Annotated in this window: 28 protein-coding genes; 23 read left to right on the top strand and 5 right to left on the bottom strand. The window is 28.3% G+C overall.

What is annotated here, in order from left to right; all coding sequences use genetic code 11:
* Positions 1–24: 24 nt before the first annotated feature.
* Genes yidD through rpmH form a run of 3 tightly spaced genes read right to left on the bottom strand, consistent with a single transcriptional unit; the run spans position 25 to position 758 of the window.
* Complete coding sequence (gene yidD, locus EII29_RS02030) at positions 25–234, bottom strand: membrane protein insertion efficiency factor YidD (RefSeq protein WP_125235872.1); 210 nt, start codon at positions 232–234, stop codon at positions 25–27.
* On the bottom strand, positions 231–560 hold the full coding sequence (gene rnpA, locus EII29_RS02025) for a ribonuclease P protein component (protein ID WP_125235871.1): 330 nt from the start codon (positions 558–560) through the stop codon (positions 231–233). Before rnpA ends, yidD begins: the two co-directional genes overlap by 4 nt.
* Before the next feature lie 60 nt (positions 561–620).
* Positions 621–758 carry a 50S ribosomal protein L34 gene (gene rpmH / locus EII29_RS02020; RefSeq protein ID WP_125235870.1) on the bottom strand — a complete coding sequence of 46 codons (138 nt, stop codon included), beginning with the start codon at positions 756–758 and terminating at the stop codon, positions 621–623.
* Between the two features lie 555 nt (positions 759–1,313).
* On the opposite strand from rpmH, the gene dnaA reads away from it, so the two are divergent.
* The 14 genes from dnaA (at position 1,314) to EII29_RS01950 (ending at position 14,946) form a co-directional block, all read left to right on the top strand.
* Positions 1,314–2,672 (top strand): chromosomal replication initiator protein DnaA, encoded by a 1,359-nt coding sequence (dnaA, locus tag EII29_RS02015; protein ID WP_125235869.1) that lies wholly within the window; start codon positions 1,314–1,316, stop codon positions 2,670–2,672.
* Between the two features lie 54 nt (positions 2,673–2,726).
* Complete coding sequence (gene yaaA, locus EII29_RS02010) at positions 2,727–2,957, top strand: S4 domain-containing protein YaaA (protein ID WP_125235868.1); 231 nt, start codon at positions 2,727–2,729, stop codon at positions 2,955–2,957.
* Positions 2,958–2,980: 23 nt separating this feature from the next.
* Positions 2,981–4,072: a DNA replication/repair protein RecF gene (locus tag EII29_RS02005; protein WP_125235867.1), complete on the top strand. Its 1,092-nt coding sequence runs from the start codon at positions 2,981–2,983 to the stop codon at positions 4,070–4,072.
* Positions 4,065–5,054: a DciA family protein gene (locus EII29_RS02000; RefSeq protein ID WP_125235866.1), complete on the top strand. Its 990-nt coding sequence runs from the start codon at positions 4,065–4,067 to the stop codon at positions 5,052–5,054. Before EII29_RS02005 ends, EII29_RS02000 begins: the two co-directional genes overlap by 8 nt.
* A 78-nt stretch (positions 5,055–5,132) precedes the next feature.
* The gene (locus EII29_RS01995; protein WP_125235865.1) at positions 5,133–5,393 is read left to right on the top strand and encodes a DUF370 domain-containing protein; all 261 of its coding nucleotides are present in this window, start codon (positions 5,133–5,135) and stop codon (positions 5,391–5,393) included.
* Positions 5,394–5,405: 12 nt separating this feature from the next.
* On the top strand, positions 5,406–6,416 hold the full coding sequence (locus tag EII29_RS01990; RefSeq protein ID WP_125235864.1) for a tetratricopeptide repeat protein: 1,011 nt from the start codon (positions 5,406–5,408) through the stop codon (positions 6,414–6,416).
* 97 nt (positions 6,417–6,513) lie between these two features.
* On the top strand, positions 6,514–7,335 hold the full coding sequence (locus EII29_RS01985; protein WP_125235863.1) for a hypothetical protein: 822 nt from the start codon (positions 6,514–6,516) through the stop codon (positions 7,333–7,335).
* Between the two features lie 24 nt (positions 7,336–7,359).
* Positions 7,360–9,342, top strand: coding sequence for a DNA topoisomerase (ATP-hydrolyzing) subunit B (gyrB, locus tag EII29_RS01980; RefSeq protein ID WP_125235862.1), 1,983 nt, complete (start codon positions 7,360–7,362; stop codon positions 9,340–9,342).
* A 112-nt stretch (positions 9,343–9,454) separates the two neighbouring features.
* Complete coding sequence (locus EII29_RS01975) at positions 9,455–9,925, top strand: GNAT family N-acetyltransferase (protein ID WP_125235861.1); 471 nt, start codon at positions 9,455–9,457, stop codon at positions 9,923–9,925.
* Positions 9,926–10,191: 266 nt separating this feature from the next.
* The gene (gene gyrA / locus EII29_RS01970; RefSeq protein ID WP_125235933.1) at positions 10,192–12,654 is read left to right on the top strand and encodes a DNA gyrase subunit A; all 2,463 of its coding nucleotides are present in this window, start codon (positions 10,192–10,194) and stop codon (positions 12,652–12,654) included.
* A 67-nt stretch (positions 12,655–12,721) separates the two neighbouring features.
* Entirely contained in the window at positions 12,722–13,477 is a 756-nt protein-coding gene (locus tag EII29_RS01965; RefSeq protein ID WP_125235860.1) for a GntR family transcriptional regulator, read from the top strand.
* Positions 13,478–13,488: 11 nt separating this feature from the next.
* Positions 13,489–13,938, top strand: coding sequence for a YfcE family phosphodiesterase (locus tag EII29_RS01960; protein ID WP_125235859.1), 450 nt, complete (start codon positions 13,489–13,491; stop codon positions 13,936–13,938).
* Between the two features lie 463 nt (positions 13,939–14,401).
* Positions 14,402–14,674, top strand: coding sequence for a hypothetical protein (locus EII29_RS01955; protein ID WP_125235858.1), 273 nt, complete (start codon positions 14,402–14,404; stop codon positions 14,672–14,674).
* Positions 14,674–14,946, top strand: a complete 273-nt coding sequence (locus EII29_RS01950) for a hypothetical protein (protein WP_148096395.1) — start codon at positions 14,674–14,676, stop codon at positions 14,944–14,946. The genes EII29_RS01955 and EII29_RS01950 overlap by 1 nt, the downstream gene beginning before the upstream one ends.
* 815 nt (positions 14,947–15,761) lie before the next feature.
* Here the strand turns inward: EII29_RS01950 and EII29_RS01945 are convergent.
* Both EII29_RS01945 and EII29_RS01940 read right to left on the bottom strand, forming a co-directional pair.
* The gene (locus EII29_RS01945; RefSeq protein WP_125235856.1) at positions 15,762–16,832 is read right to left on the bottom strand and encodes a S66 peptidase family protein; all 1,071 of its coding nucleotides are present in this window, start codon (positions 16,830–16,832) and stop codon (positions 15,762–15,764) included.
* 473 nt (positions 16,833–17,305) lie between these two features.
* On the bottom strand, positions 17,306–18,175 hold the full coding sequence (locus tag EII29_RS01940; protein WP_125235855.1) for a hypothetical protein: 870 nt from the start codon (positions 18,173–18,175) through the stop codon (positions 17,306–17,308).
* A gap of 142 nt (positions 18,176–18,317) precedes the next feature.
* Here EII29_RS01940 and EII29_RS01935 point away from each other — a divergent pair, with 142 nt between their 5' ends.
* From EII29_RS01935 to EII29_RS01895, 9 genes are all read left to right on the top strand, one after another.
* Entirely contained in the window at positions 18,318–19,019 is a 702-nt protein-coding gene (locus EII29_RS01935; RefSeq protein WP_125235854.1) for a DNA-3-methyladenine glycosylase, read from the top strand.
* Between the two features lie 145 nt (positions 19,020–19,164).
* A complete protein-coding gene (locus tag EII29_RS01930) occupies positions 19,165–20,061 on the top strand; it encodes a peptidylprolyl isomerase (RefSeq protein ID WP_125235853.1) in 897 nt (298 codons plus the stop codon).
* A gap of 47 nt (positions 20,062–20,108) precedes the next feature.
* Positions 20,109–20,498, top strand: coding sequence for a hypothetical protein (locus EII29_RS01925; RefSeq protein ID WP_125235852.1), 390 nt, complete (start codon positions 20,109–20,111; stop codon positions 20,496–20,498).
* A gap of 40 nt (positions 20,499–20,538) precedes the next feature.
* Complete coding sequence (locus EII29_RS01920) at positions 20,539–21,999, top strand: hypothetical protein (RefSeq protein WP_125235851.1); 1,461 nt, start codon at positions 20,539–20,541, stop codon at positions 21,997–21,999.
* A 22-nt stretch (positions 22,000–22,021) separates the two neighbouring features.
* Complete coding sequence (locus EII29_RS01915) at positions 22,022–22,267, top strand: RNA-binding S4 domain-containing protein (protein ID WP_125235850.1); 246 nt, start codon at positions 22,022–22,024, stop codon at positions 22,265–22,267.
* A gap of 170 nt (positions 22,268–22,437) precedes the next feature.
* Positions 22,438–22,713: a septation regulator SpoVG gene (spoVG, locus tag EII29_RS01910; protein ID WP_125235849.1), complete on the top strand. Its 276-nt coding sequence runs from the start codon at positions 22,438–22,440 to the stop codon at positions 22,711–22,713.
* Positions 22,714–22,997: 284 nt separating this feature from the next.
* On the top strand, positions 22,998–23,669 hold the full coding sequence (locus EII29_RS01905; protein WP_125235848.1) for an ATP-binding cassette domain-containing protein: 672 nt from the start codon (positions 22,998–23,000) through the stop codon (positions 23,667–23,669).
* Positions 23,666–24,322 (top strand): methionine ABC transporter permease, encoded by a 657-nt coding sequence (locus tag EII29_RS01900; RefSeq protein ID WP_125235847.1) that lies wholly within the window; start codon positions 23,666–23,668, stop codon positions 24,320–24,322. Before EII29_RS01905 ends, EII29_RS01900 begins: the two co-directional genes overlap by 4 nt.
* Positions 24,322–25,098, top strand: coding sequence for a MetQ/NlpA family ABC transporter substrate-binding protein (locus EII29_RS01895; protein WP_125235846.1), 777 nt, complete (start codon positions 24,322–24,324; stop codon positions 25,096–25,098). The genes EII29_RS01900 and EII29_RS01895 overlap by 1 nt, the downstream gene beginning before the upstream one ends.
* Positions 25,099–25,139 lie beyond the last annotated feature (41 nt).

Genomic DNA, 25,139 nt, shown 5'->3' with positions numbered 1-25,139 from the left:
ATTTTATTTCCTCCATTAATTTTGTTATTTCAAAGGATCATATCCCCCTTTATTAAAAGGATGACATTTTAATATCCTTTTTATACTTAAATATACTCCTTTTATAGCTCCATATTTTTTTATCGCCTGTTTTGAATATTCCGAACAGGTTGGATAAAACCTACATTTTCTGCCAAATGCTCCTGAAAAGAATTTCTGATAAAGATTTATTAAAAATAAAAATATATATTTCATTTTTTCATCACCTTTAATATATCTTTTTCAATATCTTTATATTTTAATTTTTTTATATTTTCTTTTAGTATTGATTTTCCTACAAATATATAATCCGTATTTCTTTTAAATATTTGGTTGTTTAGTCTTACAAATTCTTTGAATAGTCTTTTTATTCTATTTCTCTGTATAGCTTTTCCTGTTTTCTTACTTGCAACAAAACCGAATCTTTGTTCATTTCTTTTATTTTCTTTTATAAAAATAATAGCATACTTTGTGTATACTTTTTTTGAATTATTATATATTGAAAAGAAGTCTTTGTTTTTTTTTATTTTTTTTATTTGCATAATTTTAACTCTTTAATTTAATATTTTTTAAAAACCCGGTGTTGTTTTTTAATCACCGGGTTATGCTGATAATTTTGTTCTTCCTTTTTCTCTTCTTCTTTTTAAAACTTTTCTTCCACTTTTAGTTTTCATTCTGGATCTGAATCCGTGATCTTTTTTTCTTTTTCTTTTATTTGGTTGGTATGTTCTCTTTGTCATTTTTTTCCTTTCTGGTAATTATATTAATTTATAACCCTCTTAATTTTTTAGTTGTTTACACAATATAATAAACAAAATTCTTAAAAAAGTCAAGGAATATTTCTAAAAATCATAATTTTATTTAAAAAGTATATTATTTTTTTCCGTTTGTAGTTTTTTCAACATTAAATAATAAATAATATATTAAATTACATTATTTATTAGTAACAGTATTATAGAGTGTTATTTTGTTGAAAGTCTTTAAATGCTTTTTTTGTGGAAAGAAAAAACTGTTGTTATTTATAGGGAAAAGTGTGGAAAATTATTTATACACTTTTTTTAAACAGGAAATTAAGAAAAAATTTTTAAATGTGGATAAAAAAAGTTTTGTTCAAAAAATATGAAATTGTATTAATGTGGAAAACTAAGTTAAAATGTGGAAAAGTCGGAAGAGTTTTAAAAAAAGCATATAATTTTGTGGAAAAGTATGTTGAAAAGTTTAAAAGGTACTTTCTTGATTATTTAATTTTTTTATGATATATTCATACTACAAAATACATTTAAGGAGTTTTAAGAATGGAAATAAATGCCTCGGAATTATGGGAAAAGACATTAAAATTTTTAAAATACAGAATAAAAGAAATGGATATTACAGAAATGGATTATAATACTTTTTTTAAAAATGTTGAGGCAGGTGATTTCTCAAATAACATATTGTCACTAAATTGCAATTCATCTCTTATTAAAGATAAAATGGAAAAATATAAGAAAGATATAGAAGAAACGGTAAATGATATTTTTATAGTATCGGATGAGAAAATAAAGATATCGTTTAGTGTAAGATCGAAAGAGTTATCTCCTGACAACATATATAGAATAAAGGAACATAGAAACAAAATGAAAACAGGGCTTAATGTTAAAAACAGGCTTGATAATTTTATAGTGGGAGATAACAGTAAACTTGCATTTAATGCTTGTCTTGCTGTTGTAGAAAGTGATGTTTCAGTTTATAATCCTTTATTTATATATGGAGGGTCAGGATTAGGGAAAACGCATCTTATGCAGGCTGTAGGAAATGCAATTTTAGAAAAGAGTCCTGAAAAAAGAGTTTTTTACTGTACAACTGAAGAATTTATAAATGATTATATTACGGCTATAAGAGAAGGAAGGATGAAAAATTTCAGAGATGTATTTAGAACTCTTGACGTACTTCTTTTAGATGATATACAGTTTTTTGAAAAAATATTTGCAAGGGGCGGAGGAGATACTGAAGAGGAATTTTTCCATACTTTTAACAAATTGCAAGAATCGGGAAAACAGATAATAATGATAAGCGACAGATATCCGAAAGACATTAAAAATTTATCAAAAAGACTGGAATCGAGATTTGTCGCAGGTCTTTCGGTGGAAATACAATATCCGAGTTATGAAACGAGAAAAGCTATACTTGAAAACATAGTGGAAACGAAAAAAATAAAAATAGATAATAATATCCTTGAGTATATAGCAGAGTCGGTATCCTCCAATGTAAGAGAATTGGAAGGTATATTAAACGGAATAACGGCAAGAGCAAATTTGCTGAAAGAAAGGATAACTTTACAGCAGGTACAGGACGAGATTACCAGCAGAATGAGAAGTCAGCAATCAAAAATAAATGCTGAAAAAATAATAGAAGTAATTTCTGAAGAATATTCTATTCCTATTTCCGATATGAAAGCCAGAAAAAAACAGCAGGAAATAGTAAATGCAAGACAAATAGCCATGTTTTTATTGAAAGATATACTTGATCTTAATCTTACTACAATAGGAGGGCTGTTTGGAGGAAAAGATCACAGCACGGTTATAAGCAGTATAAGAAAAATAGAAGGGAAAATAGAGGAAAGTACAGTATTCAAAAAAGAATTGGACAGAGTAAGACAAAAAATAGTACAATAGTATAGATAATATACATATGGATAAAAATTAAACTGAAAGGATATGAATTTCAGGATGGAAAATGAAAAAACAGAAAAAATAGAGATAATGACTGAATTTATAAAACTGGATCAGTTATTAAAATGGGCTAATTTTACTTCCTCAGGAGCGGAAGCGAAAATATTTATATTGACAGGAAAAGTAAAAGTCAATGGAGAAATCGAAACAAGACGAGGGAAAAAAATATATTCCGGAGATATAGTGGAGTTTAAGGGAAGAAAAGTTACAGTGAAATATCTGTCTTAAAAGCTCTGAAAAGAGGATAATATATGTATTTGAAACAAATAAGTTACAGTAATTTCAGGTGTCTTGAAGATACGAAAACGGAACTTGACAGGAATTTTAATTTAATATACGGAAAAAATGGACAGGGAAAAACATCGTTTATTGAAGCTGTTCATTTTTTAGCAACCGGAAAAAGTTTCAGAACAAAAAAGACAAAAGAACTTTTCAGGTATAACAGAAACAGAGTTACCGTTTTCGGAAAATATGTAAATAAAAATAATGAAGAAAATATTTTAGCAGTAGATGTAAATGAAGAAAGAAAAGATTTTTATATTAACAAAAATAAAAACAGATATATAGACTATGTAGGATTACTTAATATAATTTCCTTTATTCCTGAAGATATAGAAATTATAACAGGAAATCCCGGTATAAGAAGAAATTTTTTTAATTATGAAATATCTCAAGCGAAAAAAGAGTATTTAAAATCAATAGTAGATTTTGAAAAAATACTGAAAACGAGGAATAAACTGATAAAAGAAAAGAAAACTCACGAAGATATATATAAAATATATAATGATAAATTTATAGAAGAAGGAACCGAGATAATAGTTTACAGAAGAGAATTTATAAAAAAGATATCTATATTGCTTAACTTGAACTATAGGAAGCTGTTTGATCAAAAATCGGAACTGAAGTTAAAATATGTTTGTTTTTTAGGGGATATTGAAAGAAAATCAAAAGATGAAATAAAAGAAAAATTTAAAGAAAATGTGAAAAGAAAAAATGAAAGGGAAAAATTTATCGGATACAGTCTTACAGGTCCTCAGAAAGATGATTTTATATTTGAATTAAATGGAAGAAATGCTAAATCTTTTTCATCTCAAGGAGAAAAAAAATCCATTATATTTTCCCTTAAAATATCTGAAATAGATATGCTTGTAAAAGAAAAAAATGAATATCCCGTTTTTATAATGGATGATATAGCTTCTTATTTTGATGAAATAAGGAAAAAAAGTATTCTTGATTACTTTGTAAATAAAAAAATACAGTGTTTTATTACATCTACTGAAGACCTTAATATAAAAGGAAAAAGATTTATTATTGAAAAAGGGAAAGTGACTGAAGATGAGTAACAGTGTGAAAAGTACAGGAAAAATAATAGAAAATATTACTGAAACGCGAATTTCAGCATTTAAGAGCGGAAAATATGTTTTATGGAAAATAAGTAAAAACTGGAAAGAAATTACAGGAAAAGAAATAGGTACTAAATCTTTTCCTAAAAAATTTTATGAAGGAAAATTAACTGTAAATGTAAGTGATCCTGTCATTTACCATAGCATTGTCATACATTCAAATATAATTGTTCGGAAAATAAACGAATTTTTCCGGAAAGAAATTGTAAATGAGCTGGAAATAAAAAAAATAAACGAAAGAATAAGAAGAAACCTTATAGAAGAAATGACAGGAAAAATTGAAGAAGAAGAAATAAAAAAAGTTAAAAGTGCAGATATTGAAGAAATAGAAGAAGAAATAGAGCTTCCTTTTTCAGAAATGGAAGACATAAGAAAATGTATAAGGAAAATAGATGAAAAATATGAAGATATCAGAGAAAAACTTGAAAAGATAGCTATAAACAGGAAAAAAAAAGATATATTTCTTATTTCAAGAGGATATATAAAATGTGAAAAGTGTCAGGACATTTTTTATCCTCTCAAAAATCAAAAAATATGTTTTAACTGTTATGAAAAGGAAGAAAATATTAAACAGGAAAGAATGATGAAAATAATAACTGAAAACCCTTTAATCGGAGAAAGGGAGGCAGTAAGTAAAGCAGGAACGGAATGGCAGGTATATTATAAAGTAAGAGATATTTTAGCTCAGCGGTCATATAATGAGCTTTTAGATTTTTATATTACGAAAAATATTGAAATAGAATATAGCGAAGATTATAAAAATGAAATAAAAAATGAGGCAAATATAGATTTTGAAGTATATGTCAAAAATTATATAGATTATAAAATCGGAACTGATGATAAAAATGTTTTTAATATTGAAAGAAAAAAAATAATAAGAAAGTTGAAAAATGAAAGGGAATATATGAAAAAATATAAATAAAATACAATTCATATTTATAAAAAAGACAAAAAATGATATAATATATTTAACACTGAGAAAGAATGGAAAAATGAAAAAATGTATCTGTACATAGAAAATAATATATATATAAACTTAAATGAAATAGAACTGCTTATTGATTATAATGATTTTATTTTAAAAAATGATATTATAAAAACAGCAGGGAAAAGAAAAATACTGAATTTATCAGCTGAAAAAAAGGAAAAGAGAACAATTATATTTACAAAAAGATTTGTTTATATAACATCATATACAAACAGGGCATTGAAAATGAGAGCTGATGAATATGATAATTTAGTAAACAGTGTATTATTTTAAATAAGGAGAAAAATGAAAATAACGGAATTATTGCAGGAAGCTGTAAAATCTTATGATGAAATGAAATATGATGACGCTGTCTTATATTTGGAAACAGTACTTGAAATTAATGAAAATAATTATGAAGCTCTTGTTCTTCTTACGAAAATATACACAAGTGTAGGATTTTATAAAGAAGCACTTATACATTGCGAAAGGGCTTATAAAAATAATAAAGAAGATAATCTGATTCTTTTTAATATGGGATATATACATCAGTCTCTGGGAAAACCTAAAAAAGCCATATATTTTTATAAGAAGTATATGGAATTTCAAGAAGATTATTATGTGCTTTTAAATATAGGACTTGCCTATGTGGATATGAAATACTATAAAAAAGCCATGAGTATTATAAATGATGCTATAAAAATGGATCCTGAAAATTCAGATGGTTATATGGATAAGGCTGAATGTTTTATAAAACAGGGAAAATATGATGATGCTTTAAAAATTTATGAAGAAATATTGGAAAAATTTCAAAATAATGTGGAAGAATATTATATTTATACAAAAATAGCGAATGTGAAAAATAAAAAAGGTGATACAGAAGGATCGGAACATAGTTATAATATAGCTATAAATTGTGAAAATGCCGATGAATACGCATATGAAACATTTTATGAATTTCTTCTGAAAGAAAAAAAATATGAGGAAATAGAACTGTTGTTTATAAATTATGCTAACAGTTCCGTTCAAAGAGAAAAATCACTTAATCTTGAAGGACGGTATGCAGCATATATAGAGGATTTTCAAAGGGCAAAAAAAATATGTGAGAAGCTTCTTATATTGAATCCTGAAAATCCTCTCCATTATTTTAATTCGGCTTATATTTCCGAAATGTTGAAAGATTTTGACAAAGCCCTGGAGTTCATAAAAAAAGTAGAAAAGAAAGTAGATGATAAAGAACTTGTTAAAAGTGCGAGAAAAAGAATAATGAAATCAAAAAGGAAATATGCAAAATTAATGAAACAGAGCGGAAAATAAAATTAAAGAAAACCTCTGACAAAGTCAGTAATTTGAAAAGCCCGTGTTTTTATGATAAAATTAAAATATATAAAGAAGATAAAGAGGCTTTAAAACAATGATAAATAAACAGAACTATAAAATAAAAGAAAATTACAGTAAAGATGTTTTATTTGATGTGTTGGGAAATTTTAATTCTTCCGGAGAGTTTGTCACTCAAGGAGGAAGAAATCAGATAAAAAAATTTAAAATAATAAATAATGGAAAAGAAAAAGAAATAAATATAAAAAAATTCGGAAGAAAAAATATTTTGTCTCAATTTATATATAAATATTTTATTGGTTCAAAAGCAAAAAGATCTTATGAATTTGCAAATAAACTCCTTGAAAAAAATATAAAAACTCCTGAACCGATAGCTTATTTTGATGACTATACAGATAGAGTAACAGGAGAAAAAATAAATTTTTATATAAGTGAAGAGCTGAAATATGATTTTACATGTAGAGAAGTTTTTTGGAATGAGGAAATGCCTCTTGATATGAAAATGAAAATATCAAATAACAAAGATGAGATAATAAAGCAATTCACAGAATTTACTTTTGACTTGCATGAAAAAGGTATAAAGTTTGAAGATTTTTCCCCGGGAAATGTACTCATAAAAAAAGAAGGGGATAAATACGGATTTTATCTTGTAGACCTGAATAGAATGAAATTTTATGAAAAACTTAATTTTAATACAAGAATGAAAAATGTTTCAAGAATGATGGAATTCAGAATTTTTGTAGAGAAGTTTTCCAGAGAATACGCAAAACTTTATAAAATATCTTATGAAAAAGTGTTTAAAAAACTGTACTTTTATGTGACAGTACATAAATATAGAGTATTATTCAAAGATAATACCAGATTTCTGAGGGAGATATTCAGAAAGAAAAAAAATTAAAAATTATGGAAAGTGGAGGAAAAAATGGCCAATAATTACGGAGCCGAGAACATTAAAGTATTGGAAGGACTGGAGGCGGTAAGAAAAAGACCCGGAATGTATATAGGATCGACATCATCCAGAGGACTTCATCATCTTGTCTGGGAAATAGTGGATAACAGTGTGGATGAAGCATTGGCAGGTGTATGTGATAATATAACTGTAAAAATTCTTGAAGATAATATAATAGAAGTTTCTGATAATGGAAGAGGAATACCTTTCACAACTCATGAAACAGGGAAATCAACATTGGAAGTAGTTATGACAGTGCTTCATGCAGGGGGAAAATTTGACAATGATAATTACAAAGTTTCAGGAGGACTCCACGGAGTAGGGGTATCAGTAGTAAATGCTCTGTCCGAATGGTTGGAAGTAACCGTAACAAGAGACGGGCAGGTTGTAAGACAGGTATATAAAAGAGGAGAACCTGTAACTGGTGTCGAAAATTTAGGAGAAGCTCCTCATGGAGTTCACGGGACGACTACAAAATTTAAAGCCGATTCGGAAATATTTGAAACAACAGTTTATGATTTTTCGGTATTGGAATCAAGATTAAAAGAATTGGCATATCTGAATAAAGGGCTGAAAATATCTCTTTTTGATGAAAGAGATAAAGAAAAAGAAAGAAAGGAAGAATTTCTCTTTGAAGGGGGAATAAAGGATTTTCTTGCAGAAATAGCCGATGAAGAAAAAATAACCGATGAGATAATATATATGAGTGATACTTATGAAATCGAAGAAGCAAAAGAAATAGAAGGTGTCGATGATAACGGAAATACCGTAAAAAAAATAAAGTCTGCAAAATTTGTCGAAGTGGAAATAGCTATGAGTTATACTATTTCTCAAAGAGAAAATGTTTATTCTTTTGTAAATAATATAAATACTCATGAAGGAGGAACACATGTAAGCGGATTCAGAACCGCTCTTACGAGAACTATAAATGATGTTGCAAAGCAAATGAATATAATAAAAGATAAAGACGGGACTTTTCAAGGAACTGATGTAAGGGAAGGTCTTGTATGCGTAATAAGTGTAAAAATACCTGAACCTCAGTTTGAAGGACAGACTAAAACAAAGCTTGGAAATAGTGAAGTTACAGGGATTGTATCAAATATAGTAGGAAACAATCTGAAATTTTATTTGGAGGATCATCCTAAAGAGGCTGAAAAAATAATAGAAAAAATGTCAATGTCCAAAAGGGCGAGAGAAGCTGCTAAAAAAGCAAGAGAACTTGTTTTAAGGAAAAATACTCTTGAAGTAGGTTCACTTCCGGGAAAATTGGCTGATTGTTCTTCAAAGGATCCCTCAGAATCTGAAATATTCATAGTCGAAGGTAATTCCGCAGGAGGTTCGGCAAAACAGGGAAGAGACAGAAGATTTCAAGCAATACTGCCTTTAAGAGGAAAAATACTGAACGTAGAAAAATCAGGAATGCACAAGTTACTTGAAAATGCTGAAATAAGAGCAATGATAACAGCTTTCGGAGCCGGTTTCGGTGATGATATGGACTTGGAAAAATTAAGGTATCACAAGATTATTATAATGACCGATGCAGATGTGGATGGAGCTCACATAAGGACATTAATGCTTACGTTCTTTTACAGACAGTTAAGAGAACTTATAAATGAAGGATATATATATATCGCTCAACCGCCCCTTTATAAAGTGCAGGCGGGAAAAGCCATAAAGTATGCTTATTCTGATGAACAGTTAAGAAAAATAACTTCAGTGTTGGAAAGAGATAACAGAAGATACACTATACAAAGATATAAAGGACTGGGAGAAATGAACCCCGAGCAGTTATGGGAAACGACTCTTGATCCTGAGGTAAGGACATTGCTTAGAGTTACTATGGAAGATGCTTCTTATGCAGATAAAATGTTTAATATATTGATGGGAGATAAAGTAGAGCCGAGAAGACAGTTTATTGAAGAAAACGCTAATTATGTACGTAATCTGGATGTATAATCTTATTTAATATACAGGTATAATTTACAGATGAATTTATATTTGTAATCTAAAAATGAAGAAAAAGTAAAGTTTAATCATTTAATTTTACTAAAAAAGGAAAGACAGAAATATGAAAATAAGAAGAGCTTTAAATAAGGACATTCCTCAAATAAATGAATTGCTGTATCAAGTACATAAAGTACATTCCGATAAAAGACCCGATATTTTTAAGCAGGGAGCTAAAAAATATAATGAGCGGGAGTTGGAACTTATTTTAAAAAATGACAAAAAACCTGTATTTGTTGCTTTAAATGATGAAGAAACAGTAATAGGATATGTTTTTTGTATTTTTCAGGAATATAAATCTTCAAGTTTAAATAATGTAAAAACTTTATATATTGATGATTTATGTGTAAATGAAAAAGTAAGAGGTCAGAAAACAGGGCAGAAGCTTTATGAATATATACTGGAATATGCAAAAGAAAATAAATGTTATAATCTAACGCTTAATGTATGGGCATGTAATGAGCAGGCTTTAAAGTTTTACGAAAAATGCGGATTAAAAGTTCAGAAAATAGGAATGGAAAAAATATTGAATTAGAAAAAATATATAAAATAATAAAATTCTGTTATTTTAGAATTAATACAATAGTTTAAAATAAAAATTTCAGACAAGAAATTTTGTCGGAAAATTTTTAAAACAAAGAGAAAGGAGATGTATAATTTTAGGAATAAAAAAATTCCGATTATACATAAATAAACATAATGTCTGATGATTTCAAAGATAATGAAGAAAGAGAAGATGAGGTAATCGAAGAGACTAATGATGATAGAGATATTATCGTTGAAGAAATAAAAGAAACAAATATGACAAATGAAGTAAATATATATATTGAAGATGAAATAAAAGCATCTTATCTTGATTATTCTATGAGTGTCATAGTAAGCAGGGCATTGCCTGATGTAAGAGACGGACTGAAACCTGTCCATAGAAGAATACTTTTTGCAATGAATGAAATGGGAATGACTCATGAAAAACCTTTTAAAAAATCTGCCAGAATCGTAGGGGAAGTTTTAGGTAAGTATCATCCTCACGGAGATTCATCGGTATATAATGCAATGGTGAGATTGGCACAGGATTTCAATATGAGATATATGCTTGTAGACGGGCACGGTAACTTCGGATCGGTAGATGGTGATGAAGCTGCGGCAATGAGATATACCGAAGCTAGGATGGCTAAAATAACTGCTGAACTTCTTGCGGATATAGATAAAAATACAATAGACTTTAGGAAAAACTTTGATGAAAGTTTGGATGAACCTACAGTATTGCCTGCAAAGCTGCCTAATCTTCTATTAAACGGCTCTACAGGAATAGCTGTAGGTATGGCAACCAATATTCCTCCGCATAATTTATCTGAAATATGTGACGGAATAGTGGCATTAATAAATAATCCCGAAATAAGCATAGATGAACTTATAACTTATGTAAAAGGTCCTGATTTTCCTACAGGAGGTATAATAAATGGAAAACAGGGGATATATGAAGCATATAGAACGGGGAGAGGGAAAATAAAGGTTGCCGGAAAAATAAAAATAGAAACTTCAAAATCCGGTAAAGAATCAATAATAGTTACCGAACTTCCTTATCAAGTAAATAAAGCAAGATTAATAGAAAAAATTGCCGAGCTTGTCAGACAAAAAAAATTGACAGGAATATCGGATTTAAGGGATGAGTCTGATAGAGAAGGTATAAGAATTGTAATTGAGCTGAAAAAAGGTGAAGAAAGTGAACTTATACTTAACAGTCTTTATAAATTTACGGATTTACAGAATACTTTCGGAATAATAATGTTGGCACTTGTGAACAATGCTCCGCGAATTTTGAATTTAAAGCAGATTCTGGAAAATTATCTGGTGCACAGATACAATGTTGTCACAAGAAGAGTACAGTTTGAGCTGAATAAAGCTGAGAACAGGGCACATATATTGGAAGGATTTAAAATAGCCCTTGACAATATAGATGAAGTAATAAAAATAATAAGAGGATCAAAAGATGCCAATGAAGCAAGGGAAAAATTAATATCAAGTTTCGGATTTTCTGAAATTCAAGCAAAAGCCATACTTGATATGAGATTACAAAGGCTTACAGGTCTTGAAAGAGATAAAATCGAACAGGAATACAGGGAACTCATGCTGTTAATAGAAGAACTGAGATCAATACTTGCAGATGATTCTAAAAAGTTCAGAATAATAAAAGATGAAGTTATTAAACTGAAGGAAGATTTCGGAGACAAGAGAAAGACGGAAATAAAGGATGCAAGAATAGAAATAGGTATAGAAGATTTGATAAAAGATGAAGATGTTGTCGTTACTTTGACTGAAAAAGGTTATGTAAAAAGAATGGCAACTGATACATATCATTCCCAGAGACGTGGAGGAGTAGGAGTAAGTGCTACAAATACTGTGGAAAATGATGTTATAAAAGATATGTATATAGCTAGAAATCTTGATACTCTCCTTATATTCACTACAAAAGGGAAAGTATTCAGCATGAAAGTCTATGAAATTCCTGAAGCGGGCAAACAAGCAAGAGGTAAGCTCATAAATAATCTTATTAAACTGTCTGAAGATGAAAAAGTAAGTACGGTAATAAGAGTCAGAGAATTTGAAAAAGATAAGACATTGTTTTTTATAACGAAAGACGGAGTAGTAAAGAAAACGGAACTTACACTTTTTGCAAACATAAATAAAACAGGAATAAGAGCATTGACTTTGCGTGAAGAAGACGAGCTGAAATTTGTCGGACTTACGAGCGGAAGCCGTAAAGATGAAGTATTTATTGCTACAAGAAACGGTATTTCCATAAGATTCTGTGAAGAAGATGTAAGAAGTATGGGAAGAAGTGCTGCAGGAGTCAAAGGTATAACATTAAGAGATGGTGACTATGTTGTTGCTGCAGTTATAATAACGTTAGCTATGAAAGAAGAAAATAGAAACTTGAGTGTTATGACGATAACGGAAGAAGGATATGGGAAAAGAACGGATCTTAATGAGTACAAAGTTCAAACAAGGGGCGGAAAAGGAATCATAAACTTAAAAATCAGTGGAAAAACAGGAAAAATAGTAGATGTTAAAATAGTAGATAATACAACAGAAATAATGCTTATAACTTCTGAAGGAACTTTAATAAGAACAAAAGTGGATACGGTTTCAGTAATAGGAAGATCCACATCGGGAGTGAGAATTATGAAAGTAAGGAATGAAGAAAAAGTTGCTTCTACTGTTAAAATAACTGAAAATCCTGAAGCTGAAGAAGAAAAAGAATAAAAATTGTATTGAAAGAAAACGGTAACAGTTTTAAAAATATATAAAATAGTAAAAGGGAGTGATTCTTATGTTGTTAAAAAAAGCTTTGTTTTTAGTTTCAGCTGAAAATGAAATTGAACCGCTGCTTGAATTCGGAAAAGTGTTCAAAAAGAAATATAATGTTGAAATAGATGCATTATATGTAAAAGATATTCTCAAATATGAAATATTTCCTGTAACAATAGAAGGAATAGGGTTAAACATAGGTGCAAATTATGCTTTTAAAGAGTATAAGGAACTTGAGGAGAAAAGTTTTAAAACTGTAAAGGAAAAGATGGAACGGGAATTTTCGGAAGTATATTCCAAAGATGGAGAAACAGTGGAAGTTGCTCTTGATGAATTAAAAAAATATGATTTACTTGTAGTTGTTAAAAATGAAAAAGTAAGTCCATATTTAAAGGAATTGTTAAGAAGCAGCTTTAAACCTCTTGTTATTCTTCCCAATATTGAGACGTTTGAGCTTGATAAAATCGTGCTGTTGGATGACGGAGCTTACAATGCAAATAAAACGCTGTTTACTTTCTTTTATATGTTTGATGAGCAGAAAATAGACGTTTTAAGAGTAAATGTAAATTCAGAAGATAATTTAAAGGAAAAATTCGGTGATAATTACAATCTTATTGAAAAAACAGGAGATACTTTTAAAACTATAATGGAAGAATCTGAAAAGTATGACTTTATTTTAATGGGTGATTTGAGATATACTGTCATGGTTGAAAGAATTACGGGGAAATTAGGCATAAGACTTCTTGAAAATCTTAAAAAACCTATATTTATAGTGTAGAAAGGAAATATATGAAAATACTTATTTGCTCTGACAGTCATACAAGACTTGAGTATTTCCAGAAAGCAATAGAAACGGAAAATCCTGAATTGGTTATTTTTGCAGGAGACCACAGTACAGATGCTATTGATATGTCTTTTGTATATGATAAGATACCTTTTAAGATAGTAAAAGGAAACACCGATTATTACGATAGGGAAACAAAGGATACTGAAATATTTGAACTTAACGGAAAAAAAGTGTTACTGACTCACGGACATCTTTTCGGAGTAAAAGGAAATTTAAACGAGCTTGAGAAAAAAGCGTTTTCTGAAAATGTCGACATATGCATATACGGACATACTCATATAGAGTATATGAAAGAAAAGGACGGAATAGTATATTTGAATCCCGGAGCATTACAAGACAGAAAATATGTAATTTATGACGGAAAGGGATTTGAACAGAAAAGATTAAGATAATAAAACTTCGCTATATAGAATCTCGCTATTTAATAAGATTTATTAAAATCAAACAGAAATAGCGAGGTTTTTTAAATACGGATTTAAAATTAATATTTATAATATATTCAGAAAGGAGACTGTTTTTAAAATAAAAAATTTTTAACTTGTAAAACTTAAAATAAAACAGTAAATAAAAAGTGTTAAGCAGTATATTTTAAAAATTTGACAAATAATAATTCCGTATTGTAGAATATTTATATAAAATAGAAAAGTTGGCAGTCTTAAAAAATGTGGTTATTAAAAGGAGTAAAGAAATGAATGATCCAAAATTTAAAGACGGTGCAGGAAAAATTTATACTATAAATCAGTGAAAACAAATTAAACCGTAATTCTAAATTAAGTAACACTAAAATGTTAGAAATAGCGATAAGAAATGATTATAATTTAACACAGGAACAATAATGCAATATATAGAAATGTTGTGGACAAAGAAAAAATAGAAGTTAAAGATGTTTTTATATTGGCTGCGGGAATTGTAACAAACTATTTTTTAAAAAATTCATATCTTGGAATAATAGGAACACTTTTAACGGTATATGAAGCAGGAGAAATTTTGAAAAAGTTAGTTTCAGGATATGGAAGTGAAAAACGCACAGCATTTAAAATAGCTTACAGCTTGGAAATAGTAAAAACAATAGCTGCAACTAAAATAAATGAAACAGAGATGGAATTTGTAAAAAAATCTTGCATTTAATGGTGGTAGTAAAGATTTTGCATCTTAATATAGCTATATATCCGGGTAACTACAAATTACCAAAAACTGAAGAGGAAACAATAAAAAAAGGATTACTAAATTATAATAAAATAAAAGGAGGAAAAGCATTAACATATCCAGAAATATTGGAAATATTACAAAGAGATTATTATTACCGTAAATATAAAGGAGATTCAAGAATTTATATTAACAATAAGGGAAGAGCGATAGAATTCAAAATTTCTCAGAGAGGGAATGAACATGTGAGATAAAATAAAAAAATTTTATTTTATATATTCCATTTTAATTATGATATTGAGTTGTTATGTTATATCGTCGGTTTTTTGGTTAATTTCATATATTATCTGTCTTATTTTTCACGGATTGTATAATCCTTATAAAGAAATTAATATAAAAATTTATAAATTCCGTTTTATTTTACCAACAATTTTATCTTTATTTTTTATAATTCTGTTTAAATTTTTATTTTAGGAGAAAAAAATTGAAAAAAATAATATTATTTATATATTATATTAGATATATATTAACTATTTTAATATTTTTTAATAGTACAAAATATATACATAGAGAAATGCTCAAAGCTGTAACAATAATTACAATTATTTCAATTTTTTGAGAAGTGACCATATTAAAAAATAAAAATAAATTGAATAAAGATAAGGAAAAAATTTTTTTGTCAATTTTAATTTTTAATGCAGCAGCAGTAATTTTATGTCTGATTAAGGGAATACAGTAAAATATTCAATATTTCTAAAAAAATAACGATATCGGTAATTATAAATTACTTTTATAAATAATTAAAAAACACTTATTTTCCATATGTAAAATTTTTATTTCAAATAAAAATGTTTAAAGATAGGGAACTTATTACTGAAAAAAGTCGGAAGTTTTTAAAATTCCAACTTTACGCTCATTTACTTTATGAAAAATGAGATTGTATCTAGTTTTTTACCTTTATATGAAAATATATGTTATGAAAAAATAATATGTTATACATACTGTACTTAATATAAGTAATATTATTTTTAAATTTATCGGAATCATTACTTAAAAAATTCTATTAAAATTACTGAAACAAAGGTTCTTTAAATAGAATCTTTTTTTCTGAATGATTGTAATCAATATTAAGCCCGTAGGGCAAAATACAACGGGGATAAGCGTGACCGAAATTAACATTATAAAGAATAGGAAGTTCAGTATTATTAATAACTTTACATAAAATTTTTTTATACTCATCATAGTAGACTTCATCTTGGGGTTTTCCCACTATTATTCCGTTTATTACATTAAAAATTTCTTTTTCCTTAAGCGTTTCAAGCATTTTTTCATATTCTTCAGGTAAGGGTTTTCCTTCGGCAGTTTCTATAAACAGTATTTTTCCTTTCCATTCTTCTTTAGAAGGAAAAATTTTGTATTTTTCACAAATTTCTTTCTGTTCGTTAAATCTGTCTCCTGATATGATATTGTAAAGAGATTCCAAACAACCTCCGAGTAATTTTCCACTGAAGGTTTCTTTTCCTTGAAGAAGTTCAAAGCCTCGAGATTCTTTATGTGATATTCTCGGTATTCCCAGAGATTTTTCAGAAAAGTCGGTTCTTTCTTCATACCATATATCACTCGAAATAATTTTATTTAAAGGGTTTCCCAAATAGATATTCCAGTATTTTTCAGTATAAGGTAAAAGGTTGTTATCAAGCTCGGCTATGTCAGTCAGAAAAGTTGGTCCGTAAAAACTTTGCATTCCTAAACGATGAAACATCAAGTGATGAACTGTAGTATCTGAAAAGCCTGTAAATATTTTAGGTTTTTCTTTTACTAAACTGATAAATTCTTGATCTTTCATAAGATAAGGAAAAATCTTATACCCGTCAATGCCTCCTATGGCACAGATAATTCCTTTTATATTATCATCTTTAAAGGCCGCTTTTAAATCTTCAGCTCTTTTTTCAGGATGTTTTTCTATATATTCGATTCCTTTCAGAGAATTAGGCATAAAAATAACTCTAAATCCCATTTTTTTCAATCTTTCAGTTCCAAGTAATTGCTGGTGTTTGCAGAAATTTTCTCCAAGAACTCCTTTTGATAAGCTAACAACAGCAATTTTATCTCCTTTTTTCAATATTTTAGGTTTGTGCATAGCTTTACCTCCTATAATAGCAGATATTTATTGATTTTATAATAAATTTCTGTTTTTCACATTATATCATATTAAATATTCAAAAATAAGTTATAATAATTATGTTTTTACATTAATTTTACAGTAAATTAACAGTTAGTTTACAAAGGAGAAGTATAATAAAACATAGCTATTCTTTTAATAGAGTTTTATCTTATTAAAAAAACATTTTACAAGATGTCTTTTTTTATGTTGATACTTCACCATTTTTTACCCCTTTTTTACACCGGCACTATGCTGATGGACTTTAACTATTGTAGAATTTATACTCAAGTTTTTATAATCAGCCTCTTCATTAAGATGGTGAAATATTGAGATAAGTACTTCAGGAAAATTTTTAAAAGTAGATAAAACTATGAGGGCGAAAATAAGCCCTCATAAATTTTTTTAATTAAAAATCCAATATTTACTATATTTAAATTTAAGATATATCTTTATTCTTTATAAGTATCACATCTTTTAAACCAACCTTCCAGCCATCTTTTTTCATTTCTTGAAGGATCTGAATTATTTACTCTTCTTTGAAGAACATATTTTGCAGAATCGCTGAATTCAATGAGGGCTTCTTTTCCTGGACTGGTTCCTTTCATATTTTCAAGGATTTGAAGTAATCCCCAGCCTTCTTCTTTATATCTTTCCTTTGGATTTGTGCCTTCACCTTTAAAATTTACATAATCAATTAGAGGATAAAGTCCGTTAGGAGAGTTTGCTACCCTGTAAAATTGCTTTTTCACATTTTCCTTATTTTTAGAAATTGCGAGCATTTTTCCGAGGGAAGCTTCCAGACGTTTAAAAATGAATTCAATTTGTATATCTTTAGTATTATATAAGAATTCCGTCAATTTTTCTATAGCGGGATTTTTTTCATCTTTTAATTTCATAAGTTCTTCTCTATTTGTCCATGGTGCATATTTATTTTTTTCAATAATTTCAGGTAATTTTACATTTTTAGATTTAAAATATTCTATAAGAGGAGGAAAACTTTCCTCAAAAATCCCTCTTTCATCTTTTTTATACCATATAAAGTGGCCTATTCCAAGAGAAGGAAAATTTTCTCCTGTATTCCAGTAGACTAAATTACTTTTTATACCTGAAGCTTCATTTTTGAAAACTTTTTCAGCAACTGTATTAAGTTCTTCTTTTGAAATTGAAATTTCAGCTTTTTTCATAGATTTTACCGAATTTTTAGAAAGTAACTTTTTTGATTTTGGTTGATTTGCCGGAAGATAAGAAAATAATAATAGTGATAACACAGAAGTAATGATTAAAACTTTTTTTTTAAATTTGAATTTCAATTTTTCCATTTTAATTCCTCCTTGAGTTTTTTAATATTTTATCATATTGAAAAAGAAAAATACTATAATTATTTTTCATAGTGGAAAAAAACTTTAATATAATGTAAAATGTAGAAAAAATTAAGAAAAATTGAAAAGGAAATTTTAAAAAATGAAAGTAAATAAAGAAAAAAACATATTTAAGGATTTTTTTAAGCAAGATACTGTAACATTGGCAAAAAGTTTACTTGGAAAGCTTTTGATAGTAAAAAGTGGTGAAAATATTCTGTCTGGCTATATTACTGAAACGGAAGCATATCTTGGAATTATTGATAAAGCCTGTCACAGTTATAAAGGAAAAAGGACACCTAAAGTGGAAGCATTGTATGGAAAAGGAGGAACGGTGTACATTTATACAATGCACACTCATAAAATGCTTAATATCGTCGCATGTGAAAAAGGAAACCCTCAGGCAGTTCTTATTAGAGGAATAGAACCTTTAGACGGACTGGGTATAATGGAAACAAATAGAGGGAAAACAGGTATTCTTGTAAGTAACGGTCCGGGAAAGCTTACAAAAGCTGTAGGAATAAATGATAAATTCAATATGTCGGAAATAACGGTTATAAATAGAAATGAAAATGTACAGAAAATAAATGAAAATATATTATATATTGATTTTGAAATGAGTAAGGAACCTAAAAAAATAATGAAATCTCCTAGAATAGGAATACCTGATAAAGGAATATGGACTCGGAAATTTTTGCGTTTTTACGTTAATGGAAATAAATATGTTTCAGGAATGAAAAAAGGGGATTTTAGTGAAAAATGTTGGAAAGAAAAAAATTATAAAATAAAATTTAAAAAATCATAGAGAAATCTAATATTTATGAGTTATACTTTAGTAAAATTCACAGTAAATATTAAATGTAGTTAAAAGGTATGATTAATAAAAAATAAAGCTATTAATAAAATAAAGTTTGTGGATTGTTATATAAATAAATTTATTGGAGGATAAAATGAAAAATAAAATGAAACTGTCAGTTATTACTATATTATGTATTTTTGCATTTGCATGTGGAAATTCAGGGAAAAGTGGAAAGGTAGTGTTTGAATCTGAAGACAAAAAAATAAAAGTTTATGAATCCGAATTAAATTATGAACTGGAAAGAAATCTTGAAGCTGCAGGAGTCGAATTGAAAGAAGTTCCTAAAGAGCAATTGGAACAAATGAAAATAAGTATTATACAAAATATAGCCACAGCAAGAGCTTTTGCCTTTGAAGCAAAAGAAAAGAAACTTGATAAGAGTAAAAAATATATAGATGGAATAGGGATAGCAAAAGAAAATCTTCTTGCATCGGTTGTTATGATGGACAGGTTAAATTCCATAAATATATCCGATGATGAAGCGAAGAAAATATACGAAGCAAACAAGACAAATTTTGAAAGAACAGAAGATGAAGTAAGACTTCAGCTGATTGTGACACCTACAAGTGAGAAAAGTAAAGCTGAAGAAGCTTTGAAAGAAGCAAAAGCAAATCCTGAAAAATTCGGAGAGTTAGTTAAAAAATATACAGGAGTCCAAAATGGTTCCACAGGGGAAACTGAGATAATAAAAATGTCCGATCTTTCTGCAAAATATGCTCCTGTAAGTGAGGCTGTAAAGTCACTTCAAAACGGTCAGATAGCTGACAGTGTAATAGTAGTGGGAGATGAAGCTTATGTAGTGAAACTGTTGGAAAGATATCCTAAAGGAGTGGAAGCTTTTGATAAAGTTAAAGATCAGATAAAAGCTCAGATGAAAGCATCGAAAAGACAGGAAGAAACACAGAGATTCATTGAAGATATTGCAAGAGAGTATAAACTGGATAAAATAAATAAGGAAACAGTAAAGTTACCGGAATCTAAAAAATAAAAATTTTAAAGAAATTAAATATTAAAAAATGTCTGAGAGGGAAATTTATGATAAAGAAAAGTTATCTTATTATGTTGCTGATGTCCGTAGTTATGATTTCATGTACTACAGGTGATCCGTATGCAGGAGTTTCAGGTTCTACAGGAAGTTCTAAAGCATCTACGGGAGGAACTTCAAAAAGCAGTTCAGTCGGTGAAGTGGATGGGAAATTTGATGCTACAGACCAAAAAATAGTCGCTTTTATTGATCAGAAAGTGTATGAAGATTCAGCACAGATTAAGCAAGTAACAGTAGAAAGTCTGAATAAATTATTAAAAGAAAAAAATATAAGAATGACAAAAAGGGAGTTTCTTGCAAGAACATATCAGATTATAAGGGATAATAACATGAATTCCTTTTATCTGGCTGCAGGAAGATTGCTCAATCAGCTGAAATAAAAGATGCTGTGAAATAGAATTTATAAAAAGGAGGCGTAACATGAAGTTTTTAAAATTCCTACTGGTTTTAGTTATGATTGGAGTAATTACAGTTTTGGGAGGAGTGATTTTTTCAAACAAAATTCTTTCTCATATGACAAAGACAGAAGATACGGAATTTCAAAATTTGAGATTTTCAATTAAGGATAGGGAAATTTTATTTGATAATTTTGTATTGGGTGGAGAAAAATTAGGAAGAGGAAAAGCTAAAATCAGTATAAAAGGAAGCGGAACTTTTGGAATAATTCCGAAAATAGAACTATCCGCAATGGAACTTCAAGAAATGGATTTGCAGACGGTGTACAATGCCCCTGATTCCAGAATAGACGCTTTTCTTGAAAAAATCAATATTCCTATAGAAAATGAAAAATTTAGGAAAACGACAGAAAGTTATATAAAAGAAACAATGACGGAAATAAATGGATTGAACAGAGATATAGCTGATTTTTCCCAAAGTATAAAAGAAAAAATTAATTCTACAAATAAAATTAAGCAAGATTATAACGGATTAGTAGATTTAAAGAGTAAAGCTCAGAAGTTGAAAGAGCTTAATAAAGAAACGGGAGTCCTTACAAAAAATATTAATGAACAAAAAGAGAAAATAGCGAAAACCGTATATAAAATTGAAACTGAGAGGAGTACGATTCTGGAAAATATTTCAGGAGATCTGCTAAAACTTGAAAGACTTATATCTTTAAATGATATTCAAAATATAAATTCGTATATATTTTTGGATAAAGGAAAAGAAATAGTAAATTCTTTAAATAAATCTTTAAAAATTCTGAAATTCATAAAAAAAATAAAAAATATTTCGAGTATTTCTATTTTAGATATTTCAATAAATAACGGAGAAATAAAATTTAAAAATCTGGAAAAAGGAAAAAAATCTGTTTCAGGTGAAGTACAGATAAATAATGGAGCAAAGGCTGATATTAAAGAAACCGAAAAAGGTTATGAAGTTATTTACAATGAAGGTACTTTAGGAATAACAGCATTATTTGGAGAAGAATTTTCCGTTGTTATAAAATATTCCAAAAATGATTTAGTAGAAGGGAAAATGTTAAAGTTGGTTTCTGAACTCATTTTTGAAGATAATAATGTCAGAAATATAAATAAAACTGATTTATCCGAAGAAGAGAAAAAAAATCTTTCCGAAAAAATAGAAAATATGAAATCTTCACGTTATGCTAAAATAATGTCAGAATATGAAGAACAGACAAAACTTATAGAAAACTTAGTAAACGGTGTTTACGAAAAGGAAATGAAACTAAGTAAATTACAAAGGGAGCTGCAATCCTTGAACACTATTATAAATATAAACGATTTTGAAAGCGAAGGAAGTCCACGGAATATAGAAACAATACTTCAAGAAAATACTGTAAATACAGGTGATGAAGCAAAATCAGAATCGTCCTCAACGGCTAAAGATGCAAAAAAGGAAATTGACAAATTATTTAATTAATGTTCTGAAAAAGGATAATATTATGAGACTTGATAAATTTTTAAAAATAACAAGAATAATAAAAAGAAGAACAGTAGCTAAAGAACTGGCGGATAATGGAAATATTACAATAAACGGAGAAGAAAAGAAATCTTCTTACAATATAAAAAAAGGAGATATTCTTGATATAAAATATTTTAACAGAAATATAAAAATACATGTAAAAGATGTTCCGCCTGAAAACTTAAAAAAAGATTTTATAGATGAATACATTGAACTAATAAATTAAAATCAGAAATATATTTTATAAAATGAAAAATTAAAATGCGAAAATAAAAGCTATGCTGTTTAATTTTCTGAAATTTGTAAAAAAAAGATTATTATTTTCACTTGTTTTTTGAAAATAATGGGGTATAATAGTTATTAGAAAAACATCTTATTTTTTACAAGGAGAAGCGTATGAAAATAACAGATATCAGACTCAGACTCGGAAGAGGTTCTGAAGAAGGCGGGAAATTAAAAGCATATGTAGACATTACACTTGATGAAAGTTTTGTTGTACACGGACTGAAAATTATTGAAGGACAGAATGGGCTTTTTGTTGCAATGCCATCAAGAAGAATGCCTAATGGAGAATTTAAAGACATAGCTCATCCTATCACTCCTGAACTAAGATCCGAATTAACAAGGGTAATTTTGGAAAGCTACGAAAAAGAAAATACAGCAGCTGTATAAATAATTAATAAATAAAATAAATTGCTTGTTAAACGCCTATAATCAAAAACAGCCGGACATATATTTCAGTCCGGTTTTTAAATTCTTAATGTTTAATTTTACAGTCGAAAAAATAAAAGGATTTTATTTGATATTTTAATTATCAAAAAAATTGTGAAAAAATAGGAATAAAATAAATTTAAAATATAAAAATATAGATTTTGATAAACAAAATATTTTAAAAACAAACTTTCTGTTTTTTAAAAATTATGATATAATTGTATATAAAAAAATCAGGAGGTGAAATGGTAGAATTAATAAACATTGAGAAGAATTATCCGAATTTTAATCTGAAAGTGAATTTTAAAGTTAACGAAGGTGAAATTTTTGGACTTGTAGGGCAATCAGGAAGTGGAAAATCTACTATTCTGAAAATGATACAAGGAATAATCAAATTCGACAAGGGTCTGATAAAAATAAAAAATAATACTGAAACAGCTTATATATTCCAAGAATTTAATTTATTATATAATAAAAATGTATTTGATAATGTATCTTTACCTTTAATATTGAAAAGAAGATTTTCTGAAAAAAAAGTTGAAGAAGTTCTGAAGTTTGTAGGATTATATGATAAGAAAAACTCTTATCCGATTTCTTTAAGTGGAGGAGAAAAACAGAGAGCTGCCATAGCAAGGGCTTTAGTCTCAAATCCGGGATTACTCTTATGTGATGAAGTTACAACTTCCCTTGATAAAACAGTCAAAGATGGGATACTTGATTTATTTGAAGAAATAAACAGGAAATATGGAGTAACTATTATAGTTGTAACTCATGAGTTGGAAGTGGTCAAAAGGCTGTGTGACAGAGTTGCAATAATAGAAAAAGAGAGAATATCGGATATATTTAGTATTGAGAAAAAAGAATACAATAAAGAAAATGTAAATTATACCGATTATGTGAGGGGGGTGCTGAAATGATAGATATTGAGTTGCTTACAGCAATAAAAGATACATTTATCATGGTTCTCATTCCCGCTTTATGTGCAGTTTTTATAGGGATACCTTTAGGAGCTGTGGTTTTTCTCACTAATAAAGGTTCTATAAAAGAAAATATGTATATAAATATACCGTGTAATTCATATATAAATATAGTTAGAAGTTTTCCATTTCTAATATTTGTCGTTGTTCTTATACCTTTTACAAGACTGGTATTCGGTACGGCATTCGGCCTCCTGCCTGCAAGTTTTCCGATATGTTTTGTAGCAGTGGCTTTGTATGCAAGATTTGTAGAGCAGTCTTTTTATGACATTGATAACGGAATAATAGATGTGGCTTTGTCTATGAAAGCGACACTGTTTCAGACAGTATGGCATTTTTTACTTGTAGAAGCAAGAAGCAGTCTTATTTTAGGATTGACTTCATCAATTATAAGTTTTATTTCCTATTCTACTGTTATGGGAGTAGTTGGCGGAGGCGGCATAGGAGATTATGCTATGAGGTACGGATACAATGAATATAACTATATTTTAATCTATAAAGTAGTAATTATAATGATATTTATAGTGTTTTCTATTCAAATATCGGGAAATAGGATTGCAAAAAAATTAGATAAGAAAAGGAGAGTAGACTAATGTCAAAAAAAATATTATTTTTATTATTTATATTTGTTACTGCAATAGGGTTTGCAAATAATAAAGTTATTAAAATAGCTACAGCAGGTTATCCTATGGATCAGATAGCTAAAATAGCAGCAGAAGATTTAAAAAAACAGGGGTATGATGTGAAATTAACTTTATTGACCGACTATGTGACTGCAAATATAGGACTTAATGCAGGAGATTTTGATGCAAATTTTCATCAGCATGAACCGTTTATGCAGGTGTTTAATCGGAAAAATAATGGAAAGCTCGTAAAAATTAAAGGAATTTATGATGTTTATGTAGGATTTTATTCAAAAAAATATAAAAGTAAATCTCAACTTCCTAAAGGAGCCAGAACAGCTATACCCAATGATCCTACTAATCAAGACAGGGCATTAAGAATACTGGCAAGAGAAGGATTAATAGATTTAAAGCCTAAAAATGGTTTATATACTTTAAGTGATGTAATAAATGTAAAGAAAAATCTTAAATTTATATCGGTACCTATTCCTTCCCTTGTGCAGGCTTATCAGGAAGCGGATCTTGCTTTTAACTGGCCGTCACATATGTTGAAAATAGGTGTAAGTGTAAAAAATGCTTTATTTACTGAAAAAGGATCAGCGGGAAAATATGCAGTGAGTCTTGTGGCAAGACAGGATAACAGAAACAGTAAAAAAATTCAGGATTTGACAAGAGCAATGACTTCTGAAAAAGTAAGAAAATTTTTAAAAGAAAAATATTTCAATGAAGGCTTTCCCGTATTTTAATAAAGGATCTTTGTCAAGCGTGGGGAGTGAAAAATTTTAAT

The sequence above is a fragment of the Leptotrichia sp. OH3620_COT-345 genome, from assembly GCF_003932895.1.
Taxonomy (GTDB): Bacteria; Fusobacteriota; Fusobacteriia; order Fusobacteriales; family Leptotrichiaceae; genus Pseudoleptotrichia.
The sequence above is the reverse complement of the archived record's forward strand: the minus strand, read 5'-3'. Positions and strand labels throughout refer to the sequence as shown.